The organism is Streptomyces sp. Y2F8-2 (assembly GCF_014905555.1).
Classification (GTDB): domain Bacteria; phylum Actinomycetota; class Actinomycetes; order Streptomycetales; family Streptomycetaceae; genus Streptomyces; species Streptomyces cynarae.
Window position 1 is genome coordinate 230,135 of sequence record NZ_BNGS01000005.1, and the last position, 12,713, is coordinate 242,847.

The following is a 12,713-nucleotide window of genomic DNA, read 5'->3' on the forward strand; positions in this document are numbered from 1 at the left end:
GGCCGTCCACTGCCGGGCCCCACGGGGGGGCTGACCGGGGACCTTCACCAAGGGCGGTCATTGTGACGGCCGAACCGAAGGTGCACCGAGCCGGCGGAGGGCACAGAGTGTCGGACAAGGGGTGGCTCGTCGCCGGCCGGTACCGGCTCACCGAGCGGATCGGGCGTGGCGGCATGGGCACCGTGTGGCGCGCCGAGGACGAGGTCCTGGGCCGCCAGGTCGCGCTCAAGCAGCTGCACGAGCCGCCCCACCTGTCGCCCGACGAGGTCGCGACCCTGTACGAGCGCACCCGCCGCGAGGCCCGCAGCGCGGCCCGGGTCGTTCATCCCAACGTGGTCGTCGTCCATGACGTCGCGGAGGAGGACGGGCGGCCCTGCATCGTCATGGAGTACGTTCCCGCGCTCACGCTCGGTGAGCTGCTCAGGGACGGCCGTACGGTCCCGGCCGAGGCGGCCGCCCGCATCGGCCTCGGCATGATCGCCGCCCTCAGGGCCGCGCACGCGGCCGGTGTGCTGCACCGTGACGTCAAGCCGGGCAATGTCCTGCTCGGTACCGAGGGTCGGGTGGTCCTCACCGACTTCGGGATCGCGACGACGGTCGGCACGTCGACGCTGACGAGGACCGGCGAGATGGTCGGGTCCATCGACTTCATGGCCCCGGAGCGGATCCGCGGGAAGAAGCCGGGCCCGGCGTCCGACCTGTGGTCGCTGGGCGCGACGCTGTACCAGGCGGTGGAGGGACGGCCGCCGTTCCGCCGGGACACCGCGGTGGAGACGGCGTACGCCATCGCCGCGGACCCCTTGGCGCCCATGAAGCACGCCGGGGCCCTGGAACCGCTGATCCAGGCCCTGCTGTACAAGGAGCCCGGCGAACGGCCGTCGGCGGAACAGACGGAGAGAGCGCTGCGCACCGCCTTGTCCGGGGCGCCGACCGAGGTGCTCGCGGCGGCGCCCAAGCAGAGGCACACGGGGAGCACGGCTGCCGTCGCCGCCTCATCCGGCGGCCACGAGCACGACGCGGACCCGGAGGCGGGGATGGCCTCCACCGGGGCGGCGGCGTCCACCCGGGCCGGCAGCCGTGAGCGGTCCGGGGGCCGGAGAGGCAAAGTTCTCGTGTCCGTGGCGGTGGCCGTCGCGGCGGTGGGTGCGGCCACGCTCTACGCGACCTCGCAGCAGTCGCAGCACGCTGCGCACGCGCCCGACGCCCGGAAGACCCGCCGCGCCACCACGGCAACCGATGCCCCGTCGCCCGTGCCTGCCGGCTACCACCAGGTCAGGGACGAACGGCTCGGCGTCTCCCTCCCCATTCCGGACGGCTGGAGGGCCGGTCCGCGCACCGGTGACGAGGTCACCTACACCGACCCGACGGGTCTGGCCGGCATCACGATCGGCACGGTGGACCCCGCGGGGGCCAACCCCGAAGCGCACTTCCTGGACATCGAGACGAACACGAAGGCCAACTGCCCGACGTACCGGAGGCTGCGTATGCAGCAGACGACGTTTTGCGGGGAACCTGCGGCCGTGTGGGAGTTCACCTTCAAAGGCCGCGTCCGCGCTTTCCGCGCCGTCGATCTGGGTTACGGCCGGGAGTACGACATCTACCTCTCGGCTCCGGACGCGAAGTGGGACGCCTATCGGCCCGTCTTCGACCACGCTCGAGACGGATTCACCGCGACCGGTTCCTGAATCCGCGGCCGGCCGGTGAGTGCGGGACGGCTCAGGGCGTCGCCGTGACCGATGCGGAAGGCGCGAACAACGCCAGCTGATCCATGATCCACGGATCGAGCACGGCCAGCTGGTCGGCGATCCACGGATCAAGGGGACGACCCTCCGTCCGGCGCTCGCCGACATGCCGGTGGCCTTCGCTGCGGTCCCCGGATCCGCCGTGGACGGCGACGGCCTGCGGATCCGCCTTCACATCCTGGACGGCAACCGTGCTGACGGTGGAGTGGCCGTCCGCCTGCGGGGTGGCCGCGGCAGCCGGTCCGCCGACGGCGAGGAGAGCGCTTCCGACGAATATCGCGGAAACACCTCCGGTCCCGATACGCCGCATGAGCTTTCCCATGGTCTTCTCTCCTTGCACAGTCCGCTGGTCTGCGACTGCGAACGATGAAATGCCGGGTTTCGGCGTCACCCAAGCTACGCACCCTGACGTAGTTGAACAATAAACGAGTCGGTGAAACGCGTCACCGGAATCACGGGGAATAGAAAGCGGGCCGGCCTTGCGGTCGCCGGCTTCGCGGCGCGAAAAGTGCCGGTCGGTACCGCACAGGCGGGTGAATCCGCGGGCTCGGGATACCCGACGGCTATGGCTCGGCTGCCGAGGTTGCGACACAGGGATCATGTCGATCGCGGCGAAGAGCGGTTCGGGCCGGGGCCCGAGGTGGAGCGGCGGGCGCCGGACACGCCGACGAAGCTGCCCAGGCGGTGGTGGGGCGCGGTGCTGAAGGGCTCGCTGCGGGAGTTCAAGAAGGACGAGCTGACCGACCGGGCGGCGGCCTTGACCTGTTACGGGGTGCTCTCTGCGGCTCATCACCGTCATCGCCACCTTCGGCGGCCTGCTCTTCGGTTACGACACCGGTGTCATCAACGGCGCCCTGCCCTACATGAGCGAGGACCTCGGTCTGACCCCGTTCACCGAGGGCATGGTCACCAGCTCGCTCCTGCTCGGTGCCGCACTCGGCGCGGTCGCCGGCGGCCGCCTGTCTGACGCCCGCGGCAGGCGCCGTACGATCCTCGCCCTCGCGGTGCTGTTCTTCGTCGGTGCGCTCGGGGCCACCCTCGCCCCGACCACGGCGGTCATGGTCGTGGCCCGCTTCGTGCTCGGCCTGGCGGTCGGCGGCGCTTCGGTGACCGTGCCGGTCTACCTCGCGGAGATCTCCCCCGCCGAGCGGCGCGGCGCACTGGTCACCCGCAACGAACTGATGATCGTCAGCGGGCAGTTGCTGGCCTTCACCTCGAACGCGATCAGCGCGAACGTCGGGAGCGAGTCCGGCGGCATCTGGCGCCGGATGCTGGTCATCGCCACGATCCCGGCCGTCGTGCTCTGGTTCGGCATGCTGGTCATGCCGGAGAGCCCCCGCTGGCTGGCCTCCAGGACCCGCTTCAACGATGCCCTGGAAGTCCTCAAGCAGGTGCGCTCCCAGCAGCGGGCCGAGGCCGAACTCGCCGAGGTCTCCGCGCTCGCCGTGAAGGAGGAGCAGGAGAAGCTCGGCGGCTGGCAGGACATGAGGTCCACCCCCTGGGTGCGCAAGCTGATGTTCGTCGGCTTCGGCATCGCGATCGTGCAGCAGATCACCGGCGTCAACACGATCATGTACTACGGCACCCAGATCCTCACCGACGCGGGATTCGCCGCCGACAGCGCCCTGACGGCGAACATCGCCAACGGCGTGATCTCGGTCCTCGCCACCTTCGTCGGCATCTGGCTGCTCGGCCGCGTCAACCGCCGCCCGATGCTGATGACCGGTCAGGTCGGCACCGCCGCCGCACTGTTGCTGATCGGTGTCTTCTCCCTGGTGCTGCCCTCCGGCGACGGCCGCGCCTACGCCGTCCTCGCCATGACCGTCACGTTCCTCGCCTTCCAGCAGGGCGCCATCTCGCCGGTGACCTGGCTGATGCTGTCGGAGATCTTCCCGATGCGCATGCGCGGGTTCGGCATGGGCGTGGCAGCGGTGGTGCTGTGGCTGACCAACTTCGTGATCGGTCTGGTCTTCCCGTCACTGGTCTCCGGGATCGGGATCTCCAACACCTTCTTCCTGTTCGTCGCGGCGGGCGTCTTCTCCCTCGCCTTCGTCAAGCTCTGCGTCCCCGAGACCAAGGGCCGCACCCTCGAGACGCTCGAGGCCGAACTGCGCACGCGCTTCTCCTGACCTCCCCCGCCCTCTTGTGAAGGAATCCACCATGACCGTACGTGTAGGCGTCATCGGCGCCGGAATGATCGGCCAGGACCACATACGGCGCCTGACCGAGGTCGTCACCGGGGCCGTCGTGACGGCCGTGACCGACATCGACGCCGCCCGTGCGGCGGAGGTCGCCGCCCGTGTCGGCGCCACCGCCCTGCCCACCGGCACCGATCTGATCGGCTCCCCCGACGTGGACGCCGTCCTCGTCACCTCCTGGGGCCCCACCCACGCAGAGCACGTCCTGAACGCGATCGCGGCCGGAAAGCCGGTGTTCTGCGAGAAGCCGCTCGCCACCACCGCCGAGGACTGCCTGCGCATCGTCGACGTCGAACGCGCCCACGGCCGCCGTCTCGTCCAGGTCGGGTTCATGCGCCGCTTCGACGCCGGCTACCGCCAGATGAAGGAGGTCATCGCCTCCGACTCCCTCGGCGCCCCGCTGATCGTGCACTGCGCCCACCGCCACCCGACCGTGCCTGATTCCTACACCTCGGCCATGGCCGCGCAGGACACGGCCGTGCACGAGATCGACGTGCTGCGCTGGCTGCTGGACGACGAGATCGTCTCCGCGCAGGTGATCACCCCGCGCGCCACGGGCAAGCGGTTCGACCACCTCAAGGACCCGCAGATCATGTACTTCGAGACGGCGAACGGGGTCCGCATCGACCTGGAGGTCTTCGTCAACTGCCAGTACGGCTACGACATCCAGTGCGAGACCGTCGGCGAGGAGGGCCTGGTCCGGCTGCCCGACCCCGCCGCCGTCGGCGTCCGCACCGCCGGGCGGCACGGCACGGCCGTCCTGCAGGACTGGAAGGGCCGCTTCGCCGAGGCGTTCGACACCGAGTTCCGCGAGTGGGTCGACGCCGTCGCGGCCGGCACCGAGCCCACCGGCCCGTCCGCCTGGGACGGCTACGCCGCCACCGTCATCAGCGACGCCGCCGTCCGGTCCCTGGAGGCGGGCGGCCAGATCGTCACCGTCGACATGAAGCCCCGCCCGGCCTTCTACGGAGGCACCGCATGAAAATCGCCCTCGACCCGTACATGTTCCGCGCCCTGCCGATGGACGACATGGTGCGCACGGTCGCCGAACTCGGCTACGAGTACATCGAGTTGTCCCCGCGCGACGACTTCATGCCGTTCTTCCTGCACCCGCGCGCGGACGACGAGCGTGTCGCACGGCTGAAGAACTCCCTGCGTACGCACGGCGTCCAGCTGTCCTCCGTGCTGCCGCTGTACAAGTGGTCCTCCCCCGACGAGACCGAGCGGCAGGCCGCCGTCCGCTACTGGAAGCGGATGATCGAGATCACCGCGGGCCTCGGATGTCCGCTGATGAACTCGGAGTTCAACGGCCGTCCGGAGCGCGCCGCCGAGAGCGAGGCGGCGTTCTGGCGCTCGATGGAGGAACTCCTCCCTGTCTTCGAACGCGAGGGCATCGCCCTCAACCTGGAGGCGCATCCGGACGACTTCTGCGAGGAGAACACCCCTGCGGTCGACCTCGTCCGCGCGATCAACAAGCCCTGGGTGAACTACCTGTACTGCGCCCCGCACTCCTTCCACCTGTCGGGGACCGACCCGAAGGCGGACATCGCGGCGATGCTGCGCCACGCCGGCGACAAGCTCCAGCACGTGCACATCGCCGACTCCTTCAACCACAAGGGGTCGTCGGGCCTGCGTTACATCCTCAACCCGCCCGGCACACCGGCCCGCATCCACCAGCACCTCGACATCGGTCAGGGCGAGGTGGACTGGGGCGCCTTCTTCGGCACCCTGCGCGAGCTGAACTTCGACGGTGTCGCCACGGCCTGCGTCTTCGCCTGGGAGGAACGCGCCCGCGAGTCCTCCGCCTTCATGCTGGACCGCATCCGCAAGGAACTCACCGTGTGAGCCTCGCGACCGGCTGCCGTGCCTTCCCCGGCACGGCCGCCGGGAGCCGAGCCCCGCTGCGGCATGCATACCTGCCGGTGTCCGGCACCGGGACCTCCCCGGTACTCCCCGCGCACATCGTGTCCGGCCACCGGCCGCATGCGCATTGCCGGTTGCCGGTTGCCGGCAACGCTCATCACAAGCTCACCCGCGCCGATCCGGTCGACCCGCCCTCCGCCACATGCTCCGGACGGCGGTCATCGGCGCCCGTCTGCCGGACTGGCCGGCGAAGCCCCTCTGATCCCGTCGTCGGTCAGGGCGATGACGATCTCCGGCGGTGCGGCCAGGGTGTTCCTGACCGTGCAGCGGGACACCGCCGCCCGCAGGGCGTCCCGCCGTCCGGCGGGGAGCGCAGGCGCACGCACCCGCAGGCGCACCGTGCTCACGCGGGGCGCCCGGCCCGACGCCGTACGGAAGTCCGTCTCGATCCGCAGTCCCTCGCGGCTGAGGCCGTGGCGCTCGAGGAACCGGCCGGCGCAGTGCGCGACGCACGCGGTCAGCGACGCCACGAGGAGCTCCACGGGAGTGGGGGCCGTGTCGGTACCGCCGTCCGGCACCGGCTGGTCCACGGCCAGTATGTGACCGCGCAGCCGTACTTCGTAGGCGTCCGCGGCGATCGGCACGGCGTCCGCGTGGCCCGGCGGCCCCGGGACCCGCGGGGCGAACGAGGCGGCCTGGTGGAGCAGCAGCCCGGCGACACGCCGGGCCTCCTCGGGCGTCAGCGAGGCCAGGGTCTCGCCCCGGTCGCGGGGTTCGCAGGTGATGCCGAGGACCACGCGCGCCATGTTCGGAGGCATTCCTTCGGGTGTGAAGCCGGAGACGGTGACCGTACGACCTCGACGGGTGCGCACGCCGTCCGCGAGCCGTTGCCTTGCGTTCACGATGTCACCGTCCAGACTCGGCGCGCGGCGCCGGCGGGCGATCACGCGCCGCGCTCCACCTCGATGTGCGGGGCCTCCGCCTTCCGTGTCTCCTCACGAGTGCGGTCGCTTGTGCCGACACCTCCAGTGCACCGCGCCCGCTGCCCCCGCCGCTGAGGCCGAACAGCCCATGCCGGGGGACCCGAACGTCCCGGCCCCGCCCTTCAGTGCGACTCCGGTACGACGGCCACCGGGCACTCGGCGTGGTGCAGCAGCGTGTGGGCCACCCGGCCCAGGTGGAGTGCCCGGCGGTCGTGGCCGCGCCGGACGCCGATGACCACGAGGTCCGCGGCGGCCGAGCGGTGCAGGAGAACCCTGCGGGCGGTTCCCTCGACCGTGGACCGGTGCACCCGGACGTCCGGATGGTCGGCCACCGCGTCCTGGAGCAGGGCGTCGATCAGGGTGGCCGCCCGCTCCTCGCAGCACCTGGCCGGGTCCCCGGCCAGCAGGGGGTGGTCGACGGGCCGGTGCGCGGGGCGGTGCCAGACACGGACGACGTCGAGGACGCAGTGCCGCGCCTGTGCCTCTCGGAGGGCGAACCGCACCGCGGCGCCGCTCGTGCCGGGCTCGCCGGCGCCGAGCAGGATCCGCTCGTGCGTGCCCTCGAGGCCGGCCCGGTCTCCGCGCACCACGATCACCGGCCCACGGGCACGGCCCGCGACGGTGAGGCTGACCGAGCCGAGGAGCAGCCCCGCCAGCCGGCCACGGCCACGGCTGCCCGTCACCACGGCCGAAGCGTGGTGCACCACGCGCAGCAGCGCCTCCACCGGGTCCTCGGGCAGGACGTCGGCGGTGACCTCCACCTCCGGATTGCGGCGCCGGGCGCGTTCCATGGCGGTGGCGACGACATCCGGGGGGACGTCGTCCTCGTCACGCTCACCCTCCGAGGCGTACAGCAGCCGCAGGGGCAGCCCGTGCCGGGCCGCCTCGTCGGTCGCCCAGTCCACCGCCACGAGGCTGCAGTCCGATCCGTCGACGCCCACGACCAGGGGCGGCTGCATGCTTCCCACCGCCTTTCGTCCGGCTCCGGAACCGCTCCGCAACCGGCTCAGGAACGGCTCTCCTTCACCGTCACACCGGTCGCGGAGCAGTGAGAGGGGCACTTCGGCCCCTCGTGGGAGACCTTCGGCCCCCTACCGTGCCGGGGCGGCCTTGCGGAGGGTCGCGATGCAGGTGCCGATCGCCGTCCGAAGCTCCTCCAGGCGCTGGAGCATGTCGTCCTCGTACAGGTCGTCCAGGTCGTCGGCGTCGTCCAGGGTGAGCTCCTCGAAGACCTTCGTCGCTCGCTGGAGGCTGCTGTAGAACTTCGTCCTCCGCTCCTGGCGGCGCAGTTCGGGATCGGACTCGACGGTGCGTGCGACGAGTTCCTTGACCGTGTCGTACGCCTCCGCCGCCCACTGTCCGGCCTCTTCCCCCTCGTCGAGTTCGTCGAGGAGGGACAGATGGCGCTCGGCTTCCGCACGGAGGTCGGCGGGCGCGTCGATCGTCTGCCCGGCCGGGGTCTTGACCTGGCCGTTCTCGACGATCTGCCGGACGTAGCCGATGCGGTCCGCCACCCGGCTCTCGCCGGCCACCGCCTTCTTCAGCTCATCGGTGCGGACGACGTCACGGGCCAGCTCGGTCTGCAGGGCCGGGTCCTCCTTGAGCCGGTCCAGCAGCGCGGCCCGCGCGGTCCGGGCGGTGGCGGGGTCGGCGAGGATCGCGGCACGCAGCGCGGTGGGGTTCTCGGCGACCTCCAGCGCCTTGGTGGGCCGGATGCCCTCGGCCTCGGCCGCCGCCGCGATGGCGGTACCGCGCTCGGAGGACGCGCTGGAGCGGGGGCTGTAGTAGGAGAGCCATGCGTCGGAGTCCGGCAGGTCGATCTCCTGGCCGGGGACGAGGATCTCGAAGTGCGGGACGAGCCCGTCGTCGGCCGCCTTGTCCCAGGCCTTGTAGTAGCGCATGACCCGCTCCGCGGAGCACCCCGCCAGCTCGGCGAACCGCTGGGCGGAGATCTTCGGGGTCTCGCCCAACGGCTGTCCGCCGGGCCGTACGCTGCGCGCCACCTTCAGCGCGAACGCCCAGCCTCCGGTCCGCGCGTACACCCCGAACTCACGGGCGTCACGCGCCACCGCCTCGGCGACCTCGGGTTCCGCGGGAGCCGGGACGGCTCCCGGCTCGACCCAGAAGTCGTCGCCTGCTGCGTCTGCCGCCACTGCCGCGTCTGCTGCGTCTGCTGTGTCTGCGGCCTCTGCTGCGGGCGGGACGATCGGTACGGTCACGGGGAACTCTCCCGGGCACTCGCGGACTGTGGGAACCGAAGCGAGCAGCCTATAGGAGCGCGTCGCCGCCGAGGTTTCGCGGCGTAGGCGGCGAGGTGCGCGCCACCTCTGGCCGGTCGGCCGGTCCGTCCGATCGGTCCGTGCGATCGGTCCGTCCGGGCGCCGCTCGTCGAGTGACACGGCGTGGAATACGCGGCGTGGGGCGGCGGTTGGGCTCTGCTGTGATCAAGTGGTGCGTGGGCAGCGCACCGTACCGGGTACGGAGGGTCGGGACCGATGGGCGATGTCACCAGCACGGACAGCGTGGGCTCCCTGAAGGAGAACGTGGGGCGGTACGGCATCTGGAGTGCCGGACTGCGTTCGGAGGATCCCGCCCGGCGCGGCGAACTAGCCGACGCCGCCGCCGAACTGCAGGAACTCGGTTTCGGTGCGGTCTGGCTGGGCGGCAGCAGCGCGGTGCGCCACGCGGTGCCGCTGATCGAGGCGACCTCGCGGCTCGTCGTGGCGACCGGCATCCAGAGCATCTGGCAGTACGAGGCCGGCGACACGGCGGCGAGCGTCGCGGAGCTGGAGCGGACCCACCCGGGGCGCTTCCTGCTCGGCCTCGGCGTGAGCCATGCGAAACTCGCGGACCAGTACCGCCGCCCGTACTCGGCCATGGTCGGCTATCTGGACGAACTCGACGCCGCCGGGGTACCGGCGGGGCACCGTGTGCTGGCCGCGCTCGGGCCGAAGATGCTGAAGCTGTCCCGCGACCGTGCCGCGGGCTCGCACCCGTACCTGGTGACCACCGACCATACGGCCGAGGCCCGCGCGATCCTCGGTGACGGCCCGCTGCTGGCTCCCGAGACGAAGGTGGTCCTGGAGACGGACCCGGACCGCGCCCGCGCGACGGCCCGCGGCGGCCTCGCCGTCTACCTCGGACTGCCCAACTACACCAAGGCGCTCGCCCGGTTCGGCTTCACCGAGGACGACTTCGCGGACGGCGGCAGCGACCGGCTGGTCGACGCGCTGTTCGCCTGGGGCGACGACGACCGGATCCGGGAACGCATCGAGGCCCATCTGGCGGCGGGCGCGGACCATGTGGCCCTCCAGGTGGTCGACGACCAGCCCCGCGACTCGCTCCCCCGGGAGGCCTGGCGCCGCCTGGCCGCACTGCTGAGCTGACGCCACGCGCGATCCGGGGTCCGTTGTCAGTGCCCCGTCCTACTGTGGTCGTCGGTAAAGGATCACAGACCCAAGGCGAGACAACGGAGTCCCCATGACCACCCTGCCCGACCGGCCGAACACCGCGCTGCTCGTCATCGACGTCCAGAAGGGGGTGATGGCGGGCACGCCCCGCCGCGACAGCGTGATCGCGAACATCGGCACGCTGGTCGACAGGGCCCGCGAGGAGGACGTGCCCGTGGTCTGGGTGCAGCACTCCGACGACCAGCTCAAGCGGGGCAGCGAGAGCTGGGAGTACGTGCCGGAGCTGGTGCGCCGAGATGACGAGCCCCTGGTCCACAAGCTCTACGGCGACTCGTTCGAGGACACGGAGCTGGAGACGGTGCTCGCCGAGCGCCGAGTGGGCCGGCTCGTCGTCGCCGGTGCCCAGTCCGACGGATGCATACGCTCCACCCTCCACGGCGCCTTCGTCCGCGGCTACGACGTGACGCTGGTCGGTGACGCGCACACGACGGAGGACCTGACGGAGTACGGCGCGCCGGCCCCGGAGCAGGTGATCGCGCACACCAACCTCTACTGGAACTGGCACAGCGCCCCCGGGCGCCGCGGCGGGACGGTCGGCACGGCGGAGGTGACGTTCGCACCGGCCGACGGGGGATGAACCTGACCGACGAGGGATGAAGCTGCCGTACTGGGTACAAGTGGTGCGACCCCCTGGCACGGTCGTAGCGTGGCACGGGAGTCCGGAGACACCCGAGACGGACGGGCGGGAGCGGACATGCGCAATCACACACTCACCAAGGCGGTCATGCTCGGTGCCGTCGCTTCCCTGGCAGCAGTCATGGGGACGGCGTCCGCCGCCCCGGCCACGGCGCCGTCGGCCCCGCACACCGTGCCACGGCAGTCCGGGCGCCCCGTCGTCGTCGACTGTTTCTGGCAACCGCAGGTACGCCCCGGCGCCTTCATGATCGCCTGCGGTGACGGCAACAGCCTCCTGTCCTCGGTCCACTGGTCGCAGTGGGGGTCGCGCTCGGCCGTGGCCGAGGCCGTCAACATGGTCAACGACTGCAAGCCGTACTGCGCGGCGGGCAGGTTCCACTCGTATCCGGTCACCGTGCGGCTCGACCACCCGCAGCCCTGGAAGAAGCGCCCGCAGCTGCAGCACTACACCCGGATGACCCTCACCTACACCGACGGCAGGCCGGACGGGTTCGGACGTGTGGTGACGTATCCCCTCTGGGACTGATCCCGCTCCTCCCCGGTCACGCGGGGCCGCGCAGCCCGACGCCGGTGACCCCGACCGGGTTGCCGGACGGGATCAGTCCGGAGGCCACCACCGTCCGGGTCAGCGGGGCGAGCAGTTCGGCCAGTCGCGTGGTGGCATCGTGACCGAGCGCCCGCCACGGCCCCTCCGCGGCGGCGTCGGTCGCCTCTTCGATCCCGTCGCGCTCGGCCGCTCCCGCCTCGGTCAGACGCCCGCCGCCGTCGATCCACCCGCGCTCTCGCAACAGCGCCTCTGTGCCCTGCCAGGTGGCGGCGTCCCATCTCCGGCCCTCCCGCAGCAACGCGCCGTCCGACTCGCCCGCGGCGGCCTTGAGCACCATCGCCTCGACCGGGCCGACGCCCCGGCTCACCAAGACGGCGACATGCCCGTCACCGCGGTGTTCGCGGAGCGTGGTCGCCGCCTGCCAGAGCCGTACGTGCGGCTGGGCAGGGCGTGCCAGCGCCTGGTTGGCGGCGCCGAGCACCCGTCCCGCGGTGTCGGCGGCCTGGGCCGCGTCCCAGGCGAGGTCCGCCGCCTCCGCCATCAGCGCGCCGTGCACGGCCTCGTCCCCGTACAGGCGCCGCATGGCGCGGTCCACGGCCCGCTCCCTGGCCGCCAGCAGGTCCGAAGGTGTCGCGTACCGCCACGCGTCGGGCAGCGCCCGCGCCACCCGCTCGGGGTGGAACACATAGAAGCTGCTGGTCACAACCGCCGCGGGAACGGGCCCGAGCGGCGCGGCGCGCAGACCGAAGTAGCCCATCCAGAAGCCGCGCATCCCGGCCTCGTCGGCGGCCTGCCGCGCCTCCGGGGCGAAGTACACAAGGTCGTGCAGCGGCTCCGAGAGCTCCCACATCAGCCGGGAAGAAACGTCCGTCACCCTGCCCCCTCGACTCGTCGTCCCCGTACCCGATCGGCCGGTTATGACAGTGGTCATAGCACACATCATGACGGCCGTCACAGGGGTGCGGCAGGAGACGCGCCGGCACCGGTGCCGATCGTCCCGGCATGTTTGGGTGCCGCACCACCGATCACTCGACGTGGTGAGTGACCCCCCAGTCGACATGCGACGTGGAGGAGCAACGGTGGCTGGAGAACAGAAGGCCAAGGCGAAGTACGAACAGGCCAAGGGCAAGATCAAGGAGACGTTCGGCCGCGCGCTCGGCAATGAGTCCGTGACGGCCGAAGGTCGAGGCAAGAAGTCGAAGGGCGACATGCGCCAGATGAAGGAGAAGGCCAAGGACATCTTCAAGCGCTGACACAGAACGCGCCCACAGGCG

13 protein-coding genes and 1 pseudogene are annotated in these 12,713 nt (G+C 71.4%); 9 read left to right on the forward strand and 5 right to left on the reverse strand.

What is annotated here, in order from left to right; genetic code table 11:
- The first annotated feature begins 107 nt into the window (after nt 1–107).
- Nucleotides 108–1,685, forward strand: a complete 1,578-nt coding sequence (locus tag SY2F82_RS18725) for a serine/threonine-protein kinase (RefSeq protein WP_236041612.1) — start codon at nt 108–110, stop codon at nt 1,683–1,685.
- Nucleotides 1,686–1,716: 31 nt separating this feature from the next.
- Here the strand turns inward: SY2F82_RS18725 and SY2F82_RS18730 are convergent, their stop codons facing one another.
- On the reverse strand, nt 1,717–2,064 hold the full coding sequence (locus SY2F82_RS18730; protein WP_200420247.1) for a hypothetical protein: 348 nt from the start codon (nt 2,062–2,064) through the stop codon (nt 1,717–1,719).
- Nucleotides 2,065–2,307: 243 nt separating this feature from the next.
- On the opposite strand from SY2F82_RS18730, the pseudogene SY2F82_RS38990 reads away from it, so the two are divergent.
- The 4 genes and pseudogenes from SY2F82_RS38990 to SY2F82_RS18745 all read left to right on the forward strand — a co-directional run.
- Nucleotides 2,308–2,523 (forward strand): annotated as a pseudogene (locus SY2F82_RS38990) (ribonuclease BN); the annotation flags it as partial.
- Nucleotides 2,522–3,871 carry a sugar porter family MFS transporter gene (locus SY2F82_RS18735; RefSeq protein ID WP_200420577.1) on the forward strand — a complete coding sequence of 450 codons (1,350 nt, stop codon included), beginning with the start codon at nt 2,522–2,524 and terminating at the stop codon, nt 3,869–3,871. The pseudogene SY2F82_RS38990 and the gene SY2F82_RS18735, both read left to right, overlap by 2 nt.
- 31 nt (nt 3,872–3,902) lie before the next feature.
- The gene (locus SY2F82_RS18740) at nt 3,903–4,922 is read left to right on the forward strand and encodes a Gfo/Idh/MocA family protein (RefSeq protein ID WP_200420248.1); all 1,020 of its coding nucleotides are present in this window, start codon (nt 3,903–3,905) and stop codon (nt 4,920–4,922) included.
- A complete protein-coding gene (locus SY2F82_RS18745; RefSeq protein ID WP_200420249.1) occupies nt 4,919–5,785 on the forward strand; it encodes a sugar phosphate isomerase/epimerase in 867 nt (288 codons plus the stop codon). Before SY2F82_RS18740 ends, SY2F82_RS18745 begins: the two co-directional genes overlap by 4 nt.
- Nucleotides 5,786–6,021: 236 nt before the next feature.
- Here the strand turns inward: SY2F82_RS18745 and SY2F82_RS18750 are convergent, their stop codons facing one another.
- From SY2F82_RS18750 to SY2F82_RS18760, 3 genes are all read right to left on the reverse strand, one after another.
- Nucleotides 6,022–6,705, reverse strand: coding sequence for an OsmC family protein (locus tag SY2F82_RS18750; protein ID WP_236041614.1), 684 nt, complete (start codon nt 6,703–6,705; stop codon nt 6,022–6,024).
- A 203-nt stretch (nt 6,706–6,908) separates the two neighbouring features.
- The gene (locus SY2F82_RS18755; protein WP_200420250.1) at nt 6,909–7,745 is read right to left on the reverse strand and encodes a universal stress protein; all 837 of its coding nucleotides are present in this window, start codon (nt 7,743–7,745) and stop codon (nt 6,909–6,911) included.
- Between the two features lie 132 nt (nt 7,746–7,877).
- Entirely contained in the window at nt 7,878–9,005 is a 1,128-nt protein-coding gene (locus tag SY2F82_RS18760) for a hypothetical protein (protein WP_200420251.1), read from the reverse strand.
- A 276-nt stretch (nt 9,006–9,281) separates the two neighbouring features.
- Between SY2F82_RS18760 and SY2F82_RS18765 the strand changes: the two genes are divergently transcribed.
- From SY2F82_RS18765 to SY2F82_RS18775, 3 genes are all read left to right on the forward strand, one after another.
- Nucleotides 9,282–10,172, forward strand: a complete 891-nt coding sequence (locus tag SY2F82_RS18765; RefSeq protein ID WP_200420252.1) for an LLM class F420-dependent oxidoreductase — start codon at nt 9,282–9,284, stop codon at nt 10,170–10,172.
- 94 nt (nt 10,173–10,266) lie between these two features.
- Nucleotides 10,267–10,833: a cysteine hydrolase family protein gene (locus tag SY2F82_RS18770; RefSeq protein WP_200420253.1), complete on the forward strand. Its 567-nt coding sequence runs from the start codon at nt 10,267–10,269 to the stop codon at nt 10,831–10,833.
- A gap of 117 nt (nt 10,834–10,950) precedes the next feature.
- Complete coding sequence (locus SY2F82_RS18775) at nt 10,951–11,418, forward strand: hypothetical protein (RefSeq protein ID WP_200420254.1); 468 nt, start codon at nt 10,951–10,953, stop codon at nt 11,416–11,418.
- A gap of 16 nt (nt 11,419–11,434) precedes the next feature.
- On the opposite strand, the gene SY2F82_RS18780 is transcribed toward SY2F82_RS18775, so the two are convergent.
- Nucleotides 11,435–12,313, reverse strand: coding sequence for a hypothetical protein (locus SY2F82_RS18780; RefSeq protein WP_200420255.1), 879 nt, complete (start codon nt 12,311–12,313; stop codon nt 11,435–11,437).
- Nucleotides 12,314–12,518: 205 nt separating this feature from the next.
- Between SY2F82_RS18780 and SY2F82_RS18785 the strand changes: the two genes are divergently transcribed.
- Nucleotides 12,519–12,692: a CsbD family protein gene (locus SY2F82_RS18785; protein WP_200420256.1), complete on the forward strand. Its 174-nt coding sequence runs from the start codon at nt 12,519–12,521 to the stop codon at nt 12,690–12,692.
- Nucleotides 12,693–12,713 lie beyond the last annotated feature (21 nt).

Excerpts from the sequence above, each read along its gene's own strand:
- SY2F82_RS18740 (WP_200420248.1), top strand. The coding sequence starts at position 3,903 with ATGACCGTACGTGTAGGCGTCATCGGCGCCGGAATGATCGGCCAGGAC.
- SY2F82_RS18775 (WP_200420254.1), top strand. The coding sequence starts at position 10,951 with ATGCGCAATCACACACTCACCAAGGCGGTCATGCTCGGTGCCGTCGCT.
- SY2F82_RS18765 (WP_200420252.1), top strand. The coding sequence starts at position 9,282 with ATGGGCGATGTCACCAGCACGGACAGCGTGGGCTCCCTGAAGGAGAAC.
- SY2F82_RS18770 (WP_200420253.1), top strand. The coding sequence starts at position 10,267 with ATGACCACCCTGCCCGACCGGCCGAACACCGCGCTGCTCGTCATCGAC.
- SY2F82_RS18755 (WP_200420250.1), bottom strand. The coding sequence starts at position 7,745 with ATGCAGCCGCCCCTGGTCGTGGGCGTCGACGGATCGGACTGCAGCCTC.
- SY2F82_RS18745 (WP_200420249.1), top strand. The coding sequence starts at position 4,919 with ATGAAAATCGCCCTCGACCCGTACATGTTCCGCGCCCTGCCGATGGAC.
- SY2F82_RS18730 (WP_200420247.1), bottom strand. The coding sequence starts at position 2,064 with ATGGGAAAGCTCATGCGGCGTATCGGGACCGGAGGTGTTTCCGCGATA.